Annotated in this window: 16 protein-coding genes; 12 read left to right on the top strand and 4 right to left on the bottom strand. The window is 60.6% G+C overall.

Annotated features, from left to right (window positions below; genetic code table 11):
• The first annotated feature begins 23 nt into the window (after positions 1-23).
• From NKI41_RS16315 to NKI41_RS16300, 4 genes are all read left to right on the top strand, one after another.
• Positions 24-473 carry a DUF7680 family protein gene (locus tag NKI41_RS16315; protein ID WP_352683945.1) on the top strand — a complete coding sequence of 150 codons (450 nt, stop codon included), beginning with the start codon at positions 24-26 and terminating at the stop codon, positions 471-473.
• Positions 470-3,415, top strand: a complete 2,946-nt coding sequence (locus tag NKI41_RS16310; RefSeq protein ID WP_352683943.1) for a DUF1156 domain-containing protein — start codon at positions 470-472, stop codon at positions 3,413-3,415. Before NKI41_RS16315 ends, NKI41_RS16310 begins: the two co-directional genes overlap by 4 nt.
• Complete coding sequence (locus NKI41_RS16305) at positions 3,412-6,585, top strand: SNF2-related protein (RefSeq protein ID WP_352683941.1); 3,174 nt, start codon at positions 3,412-3,414, stop codon at positions 6,583-6,585. The genes NKI41_RS16310 and NKI41_RS16305 overlap by 4 nt, the downstream gene beginning before the upstream one ends.
• A 148-nt stretch (positions 6,586-6,733) precedes the next feature.
• Positions 6,734-7,003 (top strand): type I restriction-modification enzyme R subunit C-terminal domain-containing protein, encoded by a 270-nt coding sequence (locus NKI41_RS16300; protein ID WP_352683939.1) that lies wholly within the window; start codon positions 6,734-6,736, stop codon positions 7,001-7,003.
• A 178-nt stretch (positions 7,004-7,181) separates the two neighbouring features.
• On the opposite strand, the gene NKI41_RS16295 is transcribed toward NKI41_RS16300, so the two are convergent.
• Positions 7,182-8,483 (bottom strand): hypothetical protein, encoded by a 1,302-nt coding sequence (locus tag NKI41_RS16295; RefSeq protein ID WP_352683937.1) that lies wholly within the window; start codon positions 8,481-8,483, stop codon positions 7,182-7,184.
• A 198-nt stretch (positions 8,484-8,681) separates the two neighbouring features.
• On the opposite strand from NKI41_RS16295, the gene NKI41_RS16290 reads away from it, so the two are divergent.
• On the top strand, positions 8,682-10,097 hold the full coding sequence (locus NKI41_RS16290; protein WP_352683935.1) for an ATP-binding protein: 1,416 nt from the start codon (positions 8,682-8,684) through the stop codon (positions 10,095-10,097).
• A gap of 205 nt (positions 10,098-10,302) precedes the next feature.
• A complete protein-coding gene (locus NKI41_RS16285) occupies positions 10,303-11,325 on the top strand; it encodes a glycosyltransferase family 4 protein (protein WP_352683933.1) in 1,023 nt (340 codons plus the stop codon).
• Positions 11,326-11,337: 12 nt separating this feature from the next.
• Here the strand turns inward: NKI41_RS16285 and NKI41_RS16280 are convergent, their stop codons facing one another.
• The 3 genes from NKI41_RS16280 to NKI41_RS16270 form a co-directional block, all read right to left on the bottom strand.
• Positions 11,338-11,697, bottom strand: coding sequence for a tRNA-binding protein (locus tag NKI41_RS16280; RefSeq protein ID WP_352541018.1), 360 nt, complete (start codon positions 11,695-11,697; stop codon positions 11,338-11,340).
• Between the two features lie 6 nt (positions 11,698-11,703).
• On the bottom strand, positions 11,704-12,204 hold the full coding sequence (locus NKI41_RS16275) for a type III secretion system chaperone family protein (RefSeq protein WP_023678420.1): 501 nt from the start codon (positions 12,202-12,204) through the stop codon (positions 11,704-11,706).
• Between the two features lie 331 nt (positions 12,205-12,535).
• A complete protein-coding gene (locus NKI41_RS16270; protein ID WP_352683971.1) occupies positions 12,536-12,838 on the bottom strand; it encodes an accessory factor UbiK family protein in 303 nt (100 codons plus the stop codon).
• A gap of 131 nt (positions 12,839-12,969) precedes the next feature.
• On the opposite strand from NKI41_RS16270, the gene lgt reads away from it, so the two are divergent.
• From lgt to NKI41_RS16240, 6 genes are all read left to right on the top strand, one after another.
• Complete coding sequence (lgt, locus tag NKI41_RS16265) at positions 12,970-13,821, top strand: prolipoprotein diacylglyceryl transferase (RefSeq protein WP_352541017.1); 852 nt, start codon at positions 12,970-12,972, stop codon at positions 13,819-13,821.
• A complete protein-coding gene (locus NKI41_RS16260) occupies positions 13,818-14,906 on the top strand; it encodes a class I SAM-dependent methyltransferase (protein ID WP_352541016.1) in 1,089 nt (362 codons plus the stop codon). Before lgt ends, NKI41_RS16260 begins: the two co-directional genes overlap by 4 nt.
• A gap of 138 nt (positions 14,907-15,044) precedes the next feature.
• Positions 15,045-15,833, top strand: coding sequence for a peptidoglycan editing factor PgeF (pgeF, locus tag NKI41_RS16255; RefSeq protein ID WP_352683930.1), 789 nt, complete (start codon positions 15,045-15,047; stop codon positions 15,831-15,833).
• The gene (locus NKI41_RS16250) at positions 15,833-16,984 is read left to right on the top strand and encodes a M24 family metallopeptidase (RefSeq protein ID WP_023678425.1); all 1,152 of its coding nucleotides are present in this window, start codon (positions 15,833-15,835) and stop codon (positions 16,982-16,984) included. The genes pgeF and NKI41_RS16250 overlap by 1 nt, the downstream gene beginning before the upstream one ends.
• 54 nt (positions 16,985-17,038) lie before the next feature.
• A complete protein-coding gene (locus NKI41_RS16245) occupies positions 17,039-17,659 on the top strand; it encodes a hypothetical protein (protein ID WP_023678426.1) in 621 nt (206 codons plus the stop codon).
• A gap of 251 nt (positions 17,660-17,910) precedes the next feature.
• Positions 17,911-18,846, top strand: coding sequence for a ribose-phosphate pyrophosphokinase (locus NKI41_RS16240; protein ID WP_023678427.1), 936 nt, complete (start codon positions 17,911-17,913; stop codon positions 18,844-18,846).
• Positions 18,847-18,940 lie beyond the last annotated feature (94 nt).

The following is an 18,940-nucleotide window of genomic DNA, read 5'->3' as shown; positions in this document are numbered from 1 at the left end:
TGCCGCGCCGGAAGGACGAAATTATGATGGTGTCGAAGACCCAGCCAGTTTACGAACTGCGCGCCCGCCGGCATGGCCCGGGCGATACCGAGATCGAAGTCTGGCAACTGCCCTCGGTTGTGACGCCGCAGATCACCACTCCGATCCGCCTTGCGGGCCTTCGCGGGCGGAATCTTGAACTGGCCGAGCACCGGGTGCTGAAGCGCCTGAAGGAAAGCGGCATCCGCCTTGATCTTTTGCCGATCGAGGGGATGGGATCGGCCCTGTCGGAAGAAACCGCGCTCCGCCTGGCACTTCTATTCCGCACGCTGGCGCCAATGCGCAATCGCGACAACATGCGCCTCGTCGCCGAAGGCATCGAGGTGATGGGGAAGGAAGAGGCCGGTTATTGGCTCGGCATGTCGGTCCACCGTAAAAACCCGCGCCGCGTGTTGACCGCCCTTCGCGTCCTGCTCACCGATCCGGCCAAATGATGGAAGACGGGCGTATGTCGGATGTGCGGCTGATTGAACGTTGGTTGCCGATCGCTGAAATAGGCATTGAGAGCCTTCGGGAACGCACGCCGATGACGCCGTTTCCTGCTCCCAACCGCTTGCACGTCTGGTGGGCGAGGCGCCCCTTGGTAGCGTCCCGGGCTGCAGTGTTGGCTTCGTTGTTGCCAGCCAATGCCGACCACGATACCTTTCTCCATGTCCTGGGCATTCACGGTGATCCAATGGCGTCGCGCCGCCGGATCGACCGGGCAAAGCGGATTGGCGAACGATTTGAAGGCGAGGCCTACACTTACAAGCGCGCTTTTTCATACTCACCTTCTCCATCCGAAATGGCCGAAATCCGAAGGCAGACTGGAAGCGACATATCTGTCCTCGACCCCACGGCTGGCGGCGGAAGCATCCCATTCGAGAGCAGTCGGATGGGCTTTAAGTCGTATGCCAACGACCTAAACCCCGTAGCTGCTACGATACTGAAGGCGACCGTAGAAACTCCGCAGCGTTTCGGCTTGATGCTTCTGGACGAGTTCGATGAAATCTCAAAGAAATTCGTCGCGCGCCGCGAGAGCCTCCTTCGTTCGGCATATCCGCCTGAGCCGGAGAAGAACTGCGTTCCGACTAATTATATCTGGGCACGCACGATCTCCTGCCCATACTGCGCAGGAAGGATACCGCTTTCTCCGAACTGGCGCTTGAATGGGGTTGGCGTTGGGGTTCGATTGAAACCCCATTTGGGCAATGGACCAGGAACCACTGGTCGCTTCTGCTCATTCGAGATCGTGACAGACGTCTCGGAACATTCGGCTGGAACCGTTGCCGATGGCGACGCCACGTGTCCCTTCACTGATTGCGCCCGCGTTATCGACGGCGACGAGGTCAAGCGCCAGGCACAAGCCGAAGGAATGGGTGATCAGCTGTTCACCGTCGTCTTCAAGCGGCGCATCGAAACGAAACTCAAGTCTGGGAAGCTTGGTAAGCCGAGGTGGGAGAGAGGTTATCGAGCTCCTCGCGCGGAAGACAGCATCGAGGCGGATATTGCTGCCCAAATAGATAAGAAGCTTCCAGAATGGGAGGCGCTTGATGTCATCCCAAGCGAAGAATTCCCTTCAGACACAAATGATGATCGACCACGTCAGTATGGTATGCCCCTTTGGCGAGATATGTTCTCGCCACGTCAGCTTCTTGGTCATGGGCTGGCATCCGAGATCTTTCGCGACATGGTTGAGGAAGACAGGCTCGCCAGCCGTCTGACTGATGTTCGCCGGGCCGCCTACATCTATCTCAGCTTCAGTCTGGATAAACTCCGCGACTATAATTCGCGAATGACACGGTGGCACGGCAATCGCGAAATCATGGTCAACACGTTTGATCGGCATGATTTTGCGTTCAAATGGTCGTATGCCGAAATGGTCATCACCACGGAAGGTGTTGGCTATGATTGGGCCATTGAACAGACCGCAAAATGTGTCAAGGAGCTTGTAGAACTATCGACACCAACAGGCGCCAAGGACGGACCGCTCTTTGGAGGCGACAAGACGGCGTCGGCTGAAGTTGTAATCTCCTCAAAATCCGGCGCTTCTCTTGACCACATTGCCGACGGCTCAGTCGATGCTGTGGTGATGGACCCACCCTATGGCGCGAACGTGATGTATGCGGAACTCTCGGACTTCTTCTATGTCTGGCTAAAGCGCACGGCTGGGCTGGTCGCGCCCGAACTCTTCACAAGAAGGCTTACTGACAAGCAATCCGAGGCAGTCGCCAACAAGGCCCATTTCAAGCGCCAGAAGGGCGCGGACGCCCTAGCCAACCGCGACTATCAGGAGAAGATGGCTGCGATTTTCGCCGAAAGTCGGCGCGTGCTGAAACCGAACGGCATCATGACCGTGATGTTCACGCACAAGGACACCAGCGCCTGGGATGCGTTGACGAAGGGATTGATCGAAGCGGGCTTCATCATCACCGCCTCCTGGCCGGTGAATACCGAGGCAGAGGGATCGCTTCACATCAAGGACAAGGCCGCCGCCAACTCCACAATCTTCCTCGTCTGCCGCCCTCGTCCTGCTGAGCAGGGCGATAAGACGACCTATTGGGAAGATGTCGAGCCGCTGGTGGCCAAGGCTGTGCGAACCCGAGTTGAGGAATTCCAGAAGGCCGGGATCGGCGGCGTCGATCTTTATCTCGCCTCCTTCGGCCCGGCGCTTGAGCAATTCTCGCGTCACTGGCCCCTCAAGCGTGGCACGCCACGTCCAGAACCGCTGGCAAAGAAGCGCCGCAAACAAGCCGAACTTTTCGAAGAAGAATTCGATCCCTATGCCGTGACGCCGGAAGACGCGCTCGATGCCGCTCGTCGGGAAGTGAAAACGTGGCGCTTGAACCAGCTAACGCACGCAAAGGGACGCGGCGATCTCGATGCCGCCACGGCCTGGTTCGTCCTGGCCTGGGATGCGTTCAAGGCACCGGTGTTCAGCTACGATGAAGGCTTGCGGCTTGCCCGCGCGGTGGGTGCCGATCTAGATGGCCAACTCATCGGCAAGATCTGTGAAAAGAAGGGGTCGGATATTAAGCTCTGGGACAGCGCGACGCGCGCTGCCAAGAATGCTCTCGGACCCGCCGATGGTTCGCGCGCCATGATCGACGCTGTCCATCATGCAGCCCATCGCGGAAGAACGCGAACGCTCGACGCGGCCCTCGACCTCCTCAAGGATGCGGGGGCTGACGGCGATCCACAATTTCTGGCCGCGCTCGAGGCTGTGCTGGAAGTTTTGCCTCCCTCCCGCAACTTTGTCGGCTTCGATGTTGCCAGCGGCGATGCGAAATCGGCTGCTGATGACTTCGACGCCCTTGAGAAACTGCGACGCCTCGCCTTCTCCGACAAAATTGACGAGCCACAGCAGCTGTCGCTCTTCACGGAGGAGGTTGCTTGACGCTCCTGCGGGACACTGCATGGCGCCTAAAATACACGCCGGACGATGGTGATCTCGTTCGGCTGTTCTATGTGCCTGCGTTGCGCTCGGCGACTCGATACGATCGCCTCACCGGATACTTCTCGGCGCGCGCCTTGGCGCTTGCCGCGCGGGGCGTCGAAGGGCTGATCGTCAACAATGGGCGTATGCGCCTGATCGTCGGCTGCACCCTCGGCGAAGAAGAGGTTGCGGCCATCGAGCGTGGCGAATCCCTTCGCGACGCTGTCGAACGAACACTGATCAAGATGCCGGTCTTGTCATCCGATCCGCGAACGATCGATGCTCTCGAACTTGTTGCGTGGATGGTGGCCAACAACTTTCTCGATGTGAAGCTTGCGGTGCCCTGTGATCTCGACCGCCGGCCGATCCGCGACGACAGCATCTTTCACGAAAAGACTGGCATCATCGAGGACAAGACCGGCGATCGGATGGCCTTCAACGGCAGCATCAACGAAACCGAATTCGGTTGGACGCGGAACTGGGAAAGCTTCAACGCCTTCACCTCGTGGAATGACGGTCCGCGCGTTGACGAGGAAGAAGCAAGCTTTGCGAAGTTGTGGGCCGACCGCGCCCGCCGGGCGATCACGCTTGATGTGCCCACGGCGCTGCGCGAGCAGCTGCTGACCTTTCTGCCCGACCCCGAAAAACTGCCGAAGCGCCTCGCTGAACACTACGACCAATCGAAAGGACCATCGTCGCCCAGACCTCTACAAGGGCTTGCCCATGAGGATGAGCCAATCACTGTTCGTCCGGGGCAAAATGCTTCGGTCGATGAGGAACGCCAGGCCGTTTGGGAAAAGATCGCCAACGCTGCCGTTCAACCGGTCGGCGGCGAACGGGTCGGCGAAGCGACTTCCGCAGTCGTCCCCTGGCCGCATCAAATCCGGGCTTATCATCGCCTCTACGACAACTGGCCACCGAAGCTTCTGATCGCCGATGAAGTTGGTCTCGGAAAGACCGTTCAGGCCGGGTTGCTGCTTCGCCAGGCCTGGTTGGCGGATAGGGTCAAGCGCGCGCTAGTCCTCGCGCCCAAGAACGTCTGCAAGCAATGGCAAATCGAGCTTCGCGAAAAGTTCAACCTGAATTGGCCGATCTACGACGGTCATAAATTGACGTGGTATCGGTCGCCGGCGCGAGATCATGATTTCGAGAAGTCGGTCTCGCGCGAGGCGTGGCATCGTGAGCCATTCGTGATCATGTCGAGCCATCTCGCGCGGCGCCAGGATCGACAACGCGAAATTCTGGACGGAACCGAACCGTGGGATCTCGTTGTCCTCGATGAAGCGCATCACGCCCGAACGAAGGGCGCTGGAACGCCGCAAGCCAAAGGCCCGAACCGGCTTCTCCAATTGATGCGGTCGTTGCGGCGTCGAACTGACGGGCTGATCCTTCTTACCGCGACACCGTTGCAGGTCCACGCCACGGAACTCTGGGATTTGCTCGACCTCTTGGGGCTGCCGCCTGAATGGACGGCGGATGCCTTTGTCCGCTTCTTCTCGGAAGTCGCGAAGGACCCTGTAACCAACGAAAGCCTCGATTGGCTTTCGGCGCTCTTCCGGGCGAACGAAGCCCATTTTGGAGAGGTCTCGCGGGCCGATGCGGAAAGGCAGACCCGACTGAGCGGATTAAAGACCCGGAAAGTCCTTCAAGCGCTGCGCGATCCGGTTTCGATACCGCGGCGGCAGCTTTCGCCCGAAGAACGACGCGCGGCGATTGCGATTCTCAAAAGATCGACTCCGGTGCGCGCGCTAGTCTCGCGACATACGCGCGAGCTGCTTCGGAAATATTTCAAAGCCGGGAAGCTATCTACAGCGATCGCCACGCGACAAGTCGAGGACCGCTTCATTCCGCTTTCGGCAGAGGAAGGCGATCTCTATCAGCAGGTAGAAACCTACATTTCAGAGACCTACAACGCTGCGGCGCCCGAAGCCCGCAACGCCGTAGGATTCGTGATGACCATCTATCGTCGCCGCCTTGCCTCAAGTTTCCATGCCCTTCGGCAAACGATGGAGAAACGCAAGGGCGGCGTCGGCGGACTCCTTTTTGTGGCGGTGGATGAGGCCAGGATCGACGAAGACGTTGCCGACCAAGTCGAGGCTGGCGAAGAAATTGACATCGAAACCGTGTCCGAGGACGAGCGCCGCGCTCTTGCGTTCGAAGAAATCGCGACCATCGAAACCATTGTCGACGAAATCAAGCAGCTGCCGACCGATACGAAGGCAATGGAGCTTTCGAGGGCTCTCAGTGAACTTAAAGGCAGCGGCTATCCGCAGGTCATGGTTTTCACCCAGTTTACCGACACGATGAACTATTTGCGGAACTTGCTCGTCGCTGCTGGCAACTCCGTAATGTGTTTTTCCGGACGCGGCGGCGAAGTCCGCAACACCGATGGAACCTGGACGTTGATCACGCGTGACGAGGTCAAACGACGCTTCAAGGAGGGGCGCTCAGAGGTTCTCGTTTGCACAGATGCTGCTGCCGAGGGCCTGAACTTCCAGTTTTGCGGCGCCTTGGTGAACTACGATATGCCTTGGAACCCGATGCGGGTCGAACAGCGTATAGGTCGCATCGACCGCTTGGGTCAGCGTTTTTCGGATATTCGAATCATCAATCTACACTACGAAGACACGGTCGAGGCCGACGTCTATCGCGCGCTGCGCAGCCGGATTTCGATTTTCGAGAGCGTGGTAGGTGGCCTCCAGCCAATCCTTACCCGCCTGCCGCGCATTATCGAAGAGTCCGTTCTGTCCAAGTCTAGCGCGCCGGAGGGCAAGCGCGAGGACGCTCTTCAGGCCCTAGACAACGCTATTTCTGCCGGAGAAGGCTCCGCGCTGAACCTGGACGATTTTGCCGATGAGGATCTCGAAGTTCCGCCGCGCCCTGATCCAGCGATCACACTGTCTGATCTCCGCTTTGTTCTCGACCGATCGGTTTTGCTTCCTCGTGGCACCGAAGCGATCCATCTGAATGAGAAGGATTACCGTCTAACCGACGGCAATCTGCCTCGCGCCATTCGCGTCACGGTCGACCGGGAATTCTTTGAGATGCACTCAGATAGCGTAGAGTTTTGGACCCCAGGGAGTCCGAGCTTCCCCGACCTAGAAATATACCGAGCCGCGCCTTTGCCCTGATAGGAGGGCGGTCTTGTAGCGAAGGCATGCGGGACAAGCTGAGGTAGCGCAAGCAGCTTACGCCCATCGATTTGGCCGACTGCAAAAGATAGTGCTCCACGCAGGCATAGTGCCGATGGCGACATCGAGCACGCCCGCGAGACGAGCTATGGATTTGGTCGCGGCTGCGTTCGCTAGTCGGGCTCGACATGCAGCCATTTCGTGGGCCTTCGGCGGGGGCAGCGTGGTCGCGCAGATAAGGTTGATCGGCATGATCATCGAGCACCTGACCGACCAAGGCACGATGGATCCGAGCCTGCTCTACGAGCCACCCTTCACCGACGTCGCGCCTACGGGACCGGAGCAGGTGTTCGACGAAGGCAATGTGGCGCAGCTCTTTTCGAGAATTCAGGAAATCAACGACAGTGCCGTCGCGTAGCGACCAAGTCGAAACAACGTGCTGAATTCTTTCCTGGCCGGAGGATCAATCACCGTCAGCCATGTAACGCCTCCCTAAATAAAGAAGTAAGTAAGTAAGTAAGTAAGAAAGAAAGAAAGAAAGAGTAGGGAAGCGTTACATACCCACCTTATCATGAGCTACCTCCAAGGTGGTGATTTTATATATGTCCTCCGGTTCGAGAGAGCGCTGCCTTCTTGGCACGGTGTTTCGCGACTCTGGCGGCAACTGCTGCACGACGAGCATCCCGCACCGGCGAGGCCGATCCAAATCGACGTTTCGCTAGTTCGTCTATCTTAGTGCCAATAAGCCTGCACCTGATGCGGTCTGGACAGGCGCAGCATTGAACAGAATCTTCTGTCGAAGAGTTCTGCATTCCCAAGCAGCTCTGGAGGAATTCAGCGTCATCCGGTTTGACGAAGTTTCGAGTTCCCCACATCCCACTCCGCATTTCGTCGACAGCTGTTTCGAAGGAGTTGCGGCGTTGGTCGGCTGGCATGATCCGAAGCACAGTGCGAAGTGGCAGTTGCCTCCGAGAAAGGCAATGACGAGCTATCACGTCCGACCAGCGCTCCCCGTCAGTTCGAACAACAGCGGTGAGGACCTCGCGGAAGTTTCTTTGCGCCGGGAGACCGCGATCATGGTCGATTTGATACTGAGCCAGGTCAGACCCTGGCCATACGGAAAAAGGCCCTCGGTCGAGTTTGAACTTTTCGAACTGAGCGTGCCAAGCAACCTTCGTCGTATCGTTTGCATGAAGCTGCAAAGGTAGGGGGTTCCGTGATCGAGTCCTCCTACCCGAAAAATGAAATGAGAACTCCATGAATTCATCATAGGGCAAGCCGAGTTCGTCCGCCCTTTGCCTTGCCATCCAAAGCTGTGTGAACCAGCCGGCAGGCTCGGAAGGTGGGGTCGCTTTGACACCATTTACATGCTCCGACAACTCGCGATCGATGTTGGCACGGACAAACGCACGCAAGGCTTTTCGATAGATTTCACCAAATAGCAGCGTGGCGTCGAGAGGCGACAGAAACCGATAGTCGAACCACTTCTTGGTCAGAAGTTCGTGCTCGCGCTCAAGGTGACCAGGCATTATTAAATACCGGGCTGTGATGAGGTCTTCTAACCGTTTCGCGAATAATCCTGGGTCGTAAGCCACATCGATCTCCTTCAAAAGCAGGCGAAGTGCCTGCGAGTCTGGCGGCTCTGTCGGAGCAGCCTCAATTGCAGCTATAGCGTTATCTCCACCGAACCGTCGGAAAACAGGCTGTTTATTTTCGACAACCTTCACAGACGAATTATCACGCACCCGGCGGTCGAAGACGTTGAGTGTGATAATTTGAGCAGTCGTGGACGTTTTAGAGCTCTTGTCGCCATAGGCCCTTTCGAGCCAGGAGAGGGACGAGCCCTGTTGCGTTCGAGAGAAACGCCCCATAATCTGCCCGAGTGCTATTCCGACCAAGATGGAAACACCAGACCCCGAAAGACGACCTCATTGGTTTGACAATTTGGGAATAAAGTCAGTGTTATCAATGGCCAATAACCCCACGTTTGACAGCTTAAGCACTTGAACTCACACGGCTGTTCCAGAACGGCTCAGCGTGGAATAGAATGCCGCCGACAGCGGCCCTTTGCCGGGTCCCGGTGAGCGAAAGGACGAATGGCGACCACGCAACTCGAACGGCCGGGAGATGGCGGCTTCAGCGCCCGCGCGACGCGGGCGCTCAAGGCCGTGCCGCGCGCCTGGAACCGTTTCTGGCGCCTGGTGTCGCTTTACATGCCGAAGCGGCTCTATGCCCGCTCGCTGATCATCGTCATCGCGCCAATGATCATGCTGCAGTCGGTCGTCGCCTTTGTCTTCATGGAGCGCCACTGGCAGACCGTGACGCAACGCCTGTCGCAGGCCACGGTGCGCGACATCGCCGCCATCATCGACCTGATAGAGACCTATCCGCATGACGCCGACTACGCCAACGTCATCCGCATCGCCCAGGATCGCATGCAGCTGAAGGTCGACCTCCTCCCGCCCGACCCGCTGCCGCCACCCGGGCCAAAGCCGTTCTTCTCGATCCTCGACGAGATCCTTTCGTCCGAGATCACCCGCCAGATCAACCGTCCGTTCTGGATCGATACGGTCGGCAATTCCAATATCGTCGAGGTCCGCGTCCAGCTCGAGAACAAGGTGCTGCGCGTCTTCGTGCGCCGCAGCCAGGCCTATGCATCGAACACCCATATTTTCCTGATCTGGATGGTCGGCACCTCGCTGGTGCTGCTGATGATCGCCATTCCCTTCCTGCGCAACCAGATCCGGCCGATTCTGACGCTGGCCGAGGCGGCCGAGAGCTTCGGCAAGGGCCGGCCGATGCCGCGCGATTTTCGCCCGCGCGGAGCCGAGGAGGTCCGCCGCGCCGGCTTTGCCTTCATACAGATGCGCGAACGCATCGAACGCCAGCTCGAGCAGCGTACCGCCATGCTGAGCGGCGTCAGCCACGATCTGAGGACCATCCTCACCCGCTTCAAGCTGCAATTGGCGCTTGCCGGGACCAAGGCGGCCGATACCCACGCACTCGACCAGGACATCGACGACATGCAGTCGATGCTGGAAGGCTACCTTGCCTTTGCACGCGGCGAAGCTTCGGAAGATGCCGGTCAGTTCGATCTCGAAGCCTTCTTCGACAAGCTTCGCGAGGAAGCCGCGCTGCGCAAGCGCAAGCTGTCGACCGTGCTTGTCGGCGATCCGCATGTGCACGTGCGCCCCAATGCCTTTGCGCGGCTGCTGTCCAACGTCGTCGGCAATGCATTCCGCTATGCCAAGACGGTGGAGATCAATGCCAATCATGGGCGCGGTTCGCTGCTCGTCACCATCGACGATGACGGCCCGGGAATTCCGCCCGAAAAGCGAGAGGATGTATTCAAGCCGTTCGTGCGGCTGGACGAGGCCCGCAACCTCGACGCCAGCGGCACCGGCCTTGGCCTCTCCATCGCACGAGACATTGCCCGCAGCCATGGCGGCGACATTGTCCTCGAACGCAGCCCGCTCGGCGGCCTTCGGGCGGTGATCAAGGTCCCCGCTTGACGGCAGCGACACCCGGCCTTCATCGGCCCGTCATGAAACCATGGTGAAGAGCGCCAATGAAGCGCGCGATCCTGATTGATTCGGCCCTGCGGCCTCATTTCGACCCCGCGCCTGCCCAGGTGCGCTGGTGCGACGCCCGAGCTGCGGCGTGGTCGCCGCTCAGGCGTCGCGGCGAGGCAATCAAGCTTGCCGCCAAGGGACCGCCATGCGCATCCTGATGGTCACCGACGCCTGGCGCCCGCAAGTCAACGGCGTCGTCCACACGCTGGAGCGTCTCTCGGAGACCCTGAAATCCTTCGATATCGAGACGGACTTCCTGACGCCGAATATCTTTCGCACCCTGCCTCTGCCGACCTATCCCGATATCAGGCTGGCGCTGACGACGCCGCACCGCGTGGCGCAGCTGATCGAGGCACGCAAGGTGGACCACATCCATATCGTCACCGAAGGACCGCTCGGCATTATGGCCCGGCGCTACTGCCGCAACGCCGGCCGCCCGTTCACGACCAGCTATCACACACGTTTTCCGGAATATCTGAGCGCGCGCCTGCCGGTGCCTGAAGCATGGGCCTATCGCTGGCTGCGTGATTTCCACAATTCAGGACAGGGCACGCTGGTTGCCACCCAGTCGCTTGCCGACGATCTTGCGGCGCGCGGCTTCACCAAGCTCCGGCCGTGGACGCGCGGCGTCGACACCGACCATTTTCGGCCGGACAAAAGAAAGGACCTGGGATTTCCCGGACCGATCTTCCTCTGCGTCGGCCGCGTCGCGATCGAAAAGAACCTGCCGGCCTTCCTAGACCTCGACCTGCCTGGCAGCAAGTTGGTCGTAGGCGAAGGGCCGGAATTGGCGAAGCTGAAGGCCAGATATCACGATGCCCATTTCCTTGGCCATCGTCCGAACGACGAACTGGCCGAGATCTACGCCTCGGCCGATGCCTTCGTCTTCCCCAGCCGCACCGACACGTTCGGCAACGTCATCATCGAGGCGCTGGCCAGCGGCACGCCGGTCGCAGCCTATCGCGTCACTGGACCGATCGATATTGTGGGTGACGGCATCGGCGGCGCGGTGTCGGACGACCTGCGGCAAGCAGCGCTCGCCGCCCTTCACGTCGACCGCGCCGAGGCGCGGCAACGCGCAATGCGCTACAGCTGGAAGGCCTGCGCGGAAATGTTCATGGAAACGGTCGAAGAAGCGCTGGGTACCAGGCGTAAACTGGCTGCGTGAACAACAGCGCAGCTAGAACAGCCGCCCGCCGTTCGGCACTTTGCGTTCGATTGCCCCAAGCACCACCGCGCCCTCTTCATCGGGAAAGCCGAGCGTCAGCACTTCCGACATGAACGGCCCGATCTGACGCGGCGGGAAATTGACCACAGCGAACACCTGCCGGCCGATCAGGGCTTCGGGCGTATAGTATTTCGTGATCTGGGCCGAGGATTTCTTCACCCCGATCACGGGACCGAAATCGATTTTCAACTTGATCGCCGGCTTGCGCGCCTCGGGAAAAGGCTCGGCCTCGACGATCGTGCCGGCGCGGATGTCGACGCGGTCGAAATCGGCAAAGCTGATCTCGGGTTTTCGCGCGTTGCTCGAAACCATCGACGGTCAGGCGTTTCCGTAGGTTTCGAACAGCACGCCGGCCAACGCATCCTTGGCCGAAGTTCCCGACCAGACGACGAACTGGAACGCCTGGAAATAGCATTCGCAGGCTTCCAGCGCCGACGACAGCAGCACCTCGACCTGCTGGCTCGACGGCTCGACCCCACCGGCCAGCAGCAGCGACTGGCGGAACATGATGGCGCCTTCCTGCTCCCAGAGATCGAAATGGCCAAACAGCATCTGCTCGTTGATCAGCGAAAGCAGCCGCATCACCTCGAGCGCGCGCGCCTCCGGGACCTTGATGTCGAAGGCGCAGGCCAGGTGCAGCGCCTCGTAGTCCTCCATCCAGGAGAATGAAACGTGGTAGTCGGTCCAGCTTCCGGCAACCGAGATCGAGATCTCGTCGTCGCCGGCCCGCTCGAAGGACCAATCGTTATTGTGCGCCACCTGCTCGATAACATCCACCGGATGGATTTCGCGGGAGAATTCGAGTTCGAGAAGTTCCATGAAATGCTTCCTGTCGTTCTGGGAGCGCCACCACACGCTCCGCGGGAGAGGCACACTCGAACAATTCTGCCTAGAACTCGGACGGCCAGGACTTCGTCAACGCAAAGACCCCGGACCGGACCCCACCGCCCGGCGCATGACCCTGCTCCGAATCATGCAACAAATTCAGTCTATTGATCGGGAGTCGCGTGACCAGCCAAATTTTTCGCACTGCGTCATTCGCATGTGGAAAGGCGCTGTCACAAAGATTCACGCAGTACCGGTAAGCGATTCACGACAAAGCGCTTTTTGCGATCCGGCTTTGTGGAAAAGTTTAACGATTTATTTCTTTTTATTTTTTTGCACGCGGCTTTGACGCAGCCGCAGGCGCTGGTTGACCGGTCAATTCGGCAAGCCTGGCCTCGAGCGCCTCGATGCGAGCGGCGAGGCGGGTGTTTTCTTCCCTGGCCTTCGCCGCCATGTCGCGAGCGGCCTCGAATTCCTCGCGGTGCACCACGTCCATGGAGTTGAGTATGCGCTCGGCCTGGCCCCTGAAGGCGGTCTCCACCTCGCGCCGCACGCCTTGCGCGGCACCGGCTGCATCGGTCATCAGCTTGGCGAATTCATCGAGAATGCGGTTCGGTCCGGTCGCCATGGCAAATCCTCGCTTGGTCGAATTGACGTAGTGGCGCGCGATTCGGAATGCAAGCATATGCTTGCCTTGACCCCGCCAAAAGCCTGCCGCATGGTCCGCGCCCGAACCTGATTGGGAACCCGGAGACCCTGTTGAGCGAATATTTGCTGCCGCTGGCCGCCCTGCCCTTTCCCAACATCGACCCGGTCATCGTCCGGATCGGACCGCTGGCGGTGCATTGGTACGGCGTCGGCTACATCGTCGGCATTCTGTTCGCCTGGTGGTATGCCAAGCGCCTCGTCACCAACCCAAAACTGTGGCCCGACGGCACCCTGCCGATGAAGCCCGTCGACCTCGACGACTTCATCGTCTGGGCAGCCATCGGTGTGGTGCTCGGCGGACGCACCGGCTACGTGCTGTTCTACGACCTGCCGCGCTACATCGCCAATCCGCTCGATATCGTCGCCGTCTGGCAGGGCGGCATGTCGTTTCATGGCGGTCTGATCGGCGTCATTGTCGCAATGACGCTGTTTTCCCGGTCTCGCGGCATCCGCACATGGTCGCTGTTCGACGTGGTTGCCGCCGGCGTGCCGGTGGGGCTTGGCCTCGTTCGCCTGGCAAACTTCATCAATTCCGAACTATGGGGCCGGCCGACCGACGTTCCATGGGCATTCGAATTCCCCAATGGCGGTCCATTTGCACGCCATCCGAGCCAGATCTACGAGGCGCTGCTCGAAGGGCTGGTGTTGTTCCTTATCCTGCGCTTCCTCACCCATTCGCGGCTCAAGCTGAAGACGCCGCGCTTCGTCGGCGGCGCCTTCATCGCCGGCTATGGCGCCTCGCGCATCTTCGTCGAATTCTTTCGCGAGCCCGACCAGCAGCTTGGCTACCTCCTTGGCACGAGCTGGCTGACCATGGGAATGGTGCTGTCACTGCCGATGGTGCTGGCCGGCATCTGGGCGATGGCTACAGCCAAGCCGGTGACAAAACCGCAGCCGGCATGACGCGGCTGAAGACCCGCATCGCCGAGCTGATCGGTGCGGTGGGACCGATCCCCATCAGCGAATACATGGCGCTCTGCCTGTTCGATCCGCTGGACGGCTACTATACGACACGCGAGCCGTTCGGCGCCGCCGGCGACTTCGTCACCGCGCCGGAGATCAGCCAGATGTTTGGCGAACTGGTCGCCATCTGGCTCTACCAGGCGTGGCTGGCGATCGACCGGCCGACGCCGGTCGCCATCGCCGAAATAGGCCCCGGCCGCGGCACGCTGATGAGAGATATGCTGCGCACGCTTTCGCGGCTCGATCCGACGCTTACCGCCAGCGCATCGTTCGCCTTGATCGAGACCAGTCCGCGGTTGACCGAGGTCCAGAAACGAACGCTTGCCGGGACGTCGGCCACCGTCGCCTGGCATGAGGCCGTGGACACACTACCGCAGGCGCCGCTTCTGATTGTTGGTAATGAGCTGTTTGACGCGGTGCCCATCCGCCAGTTCGTCCGCGCCGGAGCCGGCTGGCGCGAGCGGATGATCGGTCTCGACGATGCGAACCGGCTGCGCTTTTTCGTCGGCGCCGGCTCGCTCGACCCGATGCTGCTGCCGGAGGGTGCCGAGAATGCGCCGGAAGGTGCGATCGTCGAGGTGGCGCCAGCCCGCGCCGCCCTGATGGCGGCCATCGCCGGGCGACTTGCCGGATTTGGCGGCGCCGGCCTGTTTCTCGACTACGGTCACCTCCAGCCCGGGATCGGCGACACCTTGCAGGCCTTGCGCAAGCACCGTCATGAGGACGTGCTGGCCAATCCGGGGCGGGCCGATCTCACAGCCCATGTCGATTTCGCTGCCCTCGCGGCAACCGTTCGGGCACACAGCCTCGATGCCCACCTCTCAACGCAAGGTGAATTCCTGCTCAAGATGGGGCTTCTCGAACGAGCTGGCCGGCTCGGCGCCAATGCCGATGAGGCAGCTCGCGAAAAGATCGCGGCCGACGTCGAGCGCCTCGCCGGCCCGCTGGCCATGGGCGAACTCTTCAAGGTGCTTGCCGTCCTCCCCGCCGGCATTGCCGTTCCGCCGTTTCCAAGCATGGATTGACTTTTCGCTGCCGCCTCTCCCACTCTCCCATCTCCGACTAGCGGCCGACATCAACTGCGCCAGCCTTAAACTGACCAGCCTTCAACTGCGCCCTTCAACTCGCTTGACGAAATCGCCCATACGGACAACAAAGCCGCCATGCTGAATCAGACCAAACCGGATCCCGTTCGGTCGCCCTTGCTGGAAACGGCGCAAGGCATCCGCCACGGCTACTTCACGCGCGTCGGCGGCATTTCCAGCGGCATCTACCGGGGCCTCAACATCGGCACCGGCTCGAACGACGACCAGACGCTGGTGCGCGAGAATCGCCGCCGGGTCGCCGAATGGATGGGCGTGCCTGCAAACCATCTGCTGACCGCTCACCAAGTTCATTCGCCGGACGTCGTCATTGCCAGGGAGCCTTTTGCCGGCGAGCGGCCCAAGGCCGACGCCATTGTCACCGACCGGCCGGGCATTGCCGTCGGTGCCTCGACCGCCGACTGCGGACCGGTCCTCTTCGCCGACGCCGAGGCGCGCATTATCGGCGCCGCCCATGCCGGCTGGAAAGGCGCTTTCACCGGAGTGCTGGAAAACACCATCGCGGCAATGGAAAGCCTCGGCGCCCGGCGCGACCGCATCGTCGCAGTGCTCGGTCCTTCGATCGGCCCACGGAATTACGAAGTCGGACCGGAATTCGTCGCCCGTTTCGTCGACGCCGATGCCGGCAGTGCCCGCTATTTCGCGCCCTCCGCAAATGCCGGACACGCGATGTTCGATCTCAACCGCTACACGGTCGACCGGCTGACCAGGGCTGGCGTCAATGCCGAAGGACTTGGCCGCTGCACCTATGCCGAGGAAGAGCTTTTCTACTCCTATCGGCGCAGCACGCATCGCAACGAGCCCGACTACGGGCGGCAGGTTTCGGCAATCGTTTTGGAGGCTGACTGATGGCGCTGCATTTCGAACGCTCGGAATTCGACGCGCGGCGCGATCGACTGATGATCGAGATCGCCGAAAAGAAGCTCGACGCCGTCCTGCTGTTTGCCCAGGAAAGCATGTATTGGCTAACCGGCTACGACACCTTCGGCTTCTGCTTTTTCCAGTGCCTGGTGGTCAAGGCCGACGGCTCGATGGTGCTGCTGACGCGTTCGGCCGACTTGCGCCAGGCGCGCCACACCTCGATCATCGACAACATCGTTTTGTGGACGGACCGCAACGGCGCCAATCCGGCGGTAGATCTGCGCAATCTGCTCAACGAGCTTGACCTGCTCGGCGCCCGGATCGGCGTCGAATACGACACCCACGGCCTGACCGCCTATAATGGCCGGCGCCTCGACGAGCAGTTGCAGACCTTCGGGCAGATCGCGGATGCCTCCGGCATTGTCAGCCGGCTACGGCTATTCAAGAGCCCGGCAGAAATCGCCAAGGCGGAAAAAGCCGCAAATCTGGCCGACGACGCGCTGGACGCAGCACTGCCGCTGATCAAGCAGGGTGGCGATGAGGCGCTGATCCTCGCCGCCATGCAAGGTGCGATCTTTGCCGGCGGCGGCGATTATCCGGCCAACGAGTTCATCATCGGCTCCGGAGTCGACGCCCTGCTTTGCCGCTACAAGGCCGGTCGCCGCAAGCTCACCAAGAACGACCAGCTGACGCTCGAATGGGCCGGTGTCTTCCACCACTACCATGCGGCAATGATGCGCACGGTGTTGACCGGCAAGGTATCGAAACGCCACCAGGAATTGTTCGATGCCGCCCGCGCCGCGCTACTTGCAGTCGAGAAGGCGATGACGCCCGGCAATACGTTCGGCGACGTGTTCGACGCCCATGCCCGCACCCTCGAAGCCCACAACTTGACCAAGCACCGGCTCAATGCCTGCGGCTATTCGCTCGGCGCCCGCTTCACCCCGTCCTGGATGGATATGCCGATGTTCTATCAGGGTAATCCCGAACCGATTGCGCCGAACATGACGCTGTTCGCCCATATGATCATCATGGACTCCGAAACCGAAACCGCGATGACGCTTGGCCGCACCTATCTGACCACCGAATCCCAGCCGAAGCCGCTGTCCCGCCATGATCTCGACTTGATCGTGCAGTGAATCCATAATGGAGAGAGTGTGAGGGGCGTTCGTCGCCAAGGAGTTTTCAGGCTAATGAGACGATCGCATGTGACGACCGTGTCATTGCTCGTGGCGCTGGCACTGGCGGCCTGCACCAATGCGAAGGACGTTCTCGAACCCTCGGCCATTGCCCCGCAATCGACGCAATCCCTCTCCGGAGCCGGAGGTGCCGCGACGCCCCCCGCAACTCCGGCTCAGCCTGCCGGCACCGCGCAAACTGCAGATACGGCGCAGCCTTCCGCTGCAGCAGCCGTGCCGCCCGCCAAAAGCGCGGCTGCCATTGCGCGGACCCGGCTGCAGGTGGCGCCGATCGTCGGCGCCTCGGTAGAAGCCGCGACACCGCTGACCGCCGAGCTTCAGACACGCGCCAGGCAGCGCGGCATCACCTTGGCCGGCAGCACCGACCAGACCCCAACACATGTGCTCAAGGGCTATTTCTCGACCATGACGGAAGGCAAGGACACTACCGTCATCTATGTCTGGGACATCTATGACCCGGCCGGCAACCGGCTGCATCGCATCAACGGCCAGCAGAAGGCGCCGTCTGTTGGCGGCGGCGAAGGCTGGACGGCGGTCGCGCCTGCGACCATGCAGGCAATTGCCGACCAGACAATCGACCAGTTCGCCACCTGGCTTGGCGGCGGCGCCGGCTGACCTGGAGCATAATTCCGAAAGTGAAATCCGGTTTTCGGAAAAGATCATACTCAGACTGAAAGATAGAGCTATGCCGATTCCGTCGGCGTCGAAGTGGACCTATCGCCGCATCGTCAAGCCGTAAGCGTTTATTGAGATTAGCCGGCGGATTCCCATTCACGACGCTTGCAATACCGGCGCGGGCCGCTAAAAGCCCGACTAAGAGGCTGGAGTGCTATCGGAGTCTCTCAATCCTTCGCCAGGAACGGTGCATGAAGCTCTTCGCGGGCAATTCCAACAGGGTGCTGGCCGAATCAGTCGCCCGCTACCTCAACATTCCGCTGGGCAAGGCCAGCGTCAGGCGCTTCGCCGACCAGGAAATCTTCGTCGAGATCCAGGAGAATGTGCGCGGCGAGGACGTCTTCATCCTGCAGTCCACCTCGTTCCCGACCAACGATCATTTGATGGAACTGCTCATCATGATCGACGCCTTCATGCGCTCTTCGGCCAAGCGCATCACTGCGGTTATTCCTTATTTCGGCTATGCCAGGCAGGATCGCCGTGCCTCGGGCCGCACACCGATCTCGGCCAAGCTGGTCGCCAACATGATCACCAGGGCGGGCGTCAACCGGGTGCTGACCCTGGATCTCCATGCCGGCCAGATTCAAGGCTTCTTCGACATCCCGACCGACAATCTGTTTTCCGTGCCGGTCATGGCCCGCGACGTAAAGGCGAAATACAAGCAGCTTGCCAATGTCATGGTGGTGTCGCCGGATGTCGGCGGCGTGGTCCGCGCCCGCGCGCTCGCCAAGCGCATCGACGCCCAGCTTGCCATCGTCGACAAGCGCCGCGAGCGCCCCGGCGAATCGGAAGTCATGAACGTCATCGGTGACGTGCGCGGCAAGGATTGCCTGTTGATCGACGACATCATCGATTCGGGCGGCACGCTGTGCAATGCGGCCGATGCGCTGCTTGCCGATGGCGCCACCAGTGTGACCGCCTATACTACCCATGGCGTTTTGTCCGGCGGCGCCATCGCCCGCATCGGCGCCTCGAAACTGCAGGAACTGGTCATCACCGATTCCATCCAGCCGACCCAGGCAGTGCTGGACGCCGCCAATATCCGCGTCATCTCCATCGCCGAACTGATGGGCGAGGCGATCTCGCGCACGGCGACCGAGGAATCGGTGTCGAGCCTGTTCGATTAATGCGTGTCGCGCAAAACTGTGCAGCGGTTTTGCGATAACGACATGCATACAACAAGAACCCAAAGCGCGTCGCATGAGGCCGGTCGAACGCGAC

The organism is Mesorhizobium sp. M0601, assembly GCF_040320845.1.
Classification (GTDB): domain Bacteria; phylum Pseudomonadota; class Alphaproteobacteria; order Rhizobiales; family Rhizobiaceae; genus Mesorhizobium.
This window is presented reverse-complemented; position numbering and strand designations above follow the sequence as displayed.

Bases quoted from the DNA above. Each gene is read 5' to 3' on its own strand.
- NKI41_RS16290 (WP_352683935.1), top strand. From the start codon at position 8,682: ATGGCGACCACGCAACTCGAACGGCCGGGAGATGGCGGCTTCAGCGCC.
- NKI41_RS16310 (WP_352683943.1), top strand. From the start codon at position 470: ATGATGGAAGACGGGCGTATGTCGGATGTGCGGCTGATTGAACGTTGG.
- NKI41_RS16260 (WP_352541016.1), top strand. From the start codon at position 13,818: ATGACGCGGCTGAAGACCCGCATCGCCGAGCTGATCGGTGCGGTGGGA.
- NKI41_RS16315 (WP_352683945.1), top strand. From the start codon at position 24: ATGATGGTGTCGAAGACCCAGCCAGTTTACGAACTGCGCGCCCGCCGG.
- NKI41_RS16240 (WP_023678427.1), top strand. From the start codon at position 17,911: ATGAAGCTCTTCGCGGGCAATTCCAACAGGGTGCTGGCCGAATCAGTC.
- NKI41_RS16250 (WP_023678425.1), top strand. From the start codon at position 15,833: ATGGCGCTGCATTTCGAACGCTCGGAATTCGACGCGCGGCGCGATCGA.
- NKI41_RS16275 (WP_023678420.1), bottom strand. From the start codon at position 12,204: ATGGAACTTCTCGAACTCGAATTCTCCCGCGAAATCCATCCGGTGGAT.
- NKI41_RS16270 (WP_352683971.1), bottom strand. From the start codon at position 12,838: ATGGCGACCGGACCGAACCGCATTCTCGATGAATTCGCCAAGCTGATG.
- NKI41_RS16280 (WP_352541018.1), bottom strand. From the start codon at position 11,697: ATGGTTTCGAGCAACGCGCGAAAACCCGAGATCAGCTTTGCCGATTTC.
- NKI41_RS16285 (WP_352683933.1), top strand. From the start codon at position 10,303: ATGCGCATCCTGATGGTCACCGACGCCTGGCGCCCGCAAGTCAACGGC.
- pgeF (WP_352683930.1), top strand. From the start codon at position 15,045: ATGCTGAATCAGACCAAACCGGATCCCGTTCGGTCGCCCTTGCTGGAA.
- NKI41_RS16245 (WP_023678426.1), top strand. From the start codon at position 17,039: ATGAGACGATCGCATGTGACGACCGTGTCATTGCTCGTGGCGCTGGCA.
- NKI41_RS16300 (WP_352683939.1), top strand. From the start codon at position 6,734: ATGGATTTGGTCGCGGCTGCGTTCGCTAGTCGGGCTCGACATGCAGCC.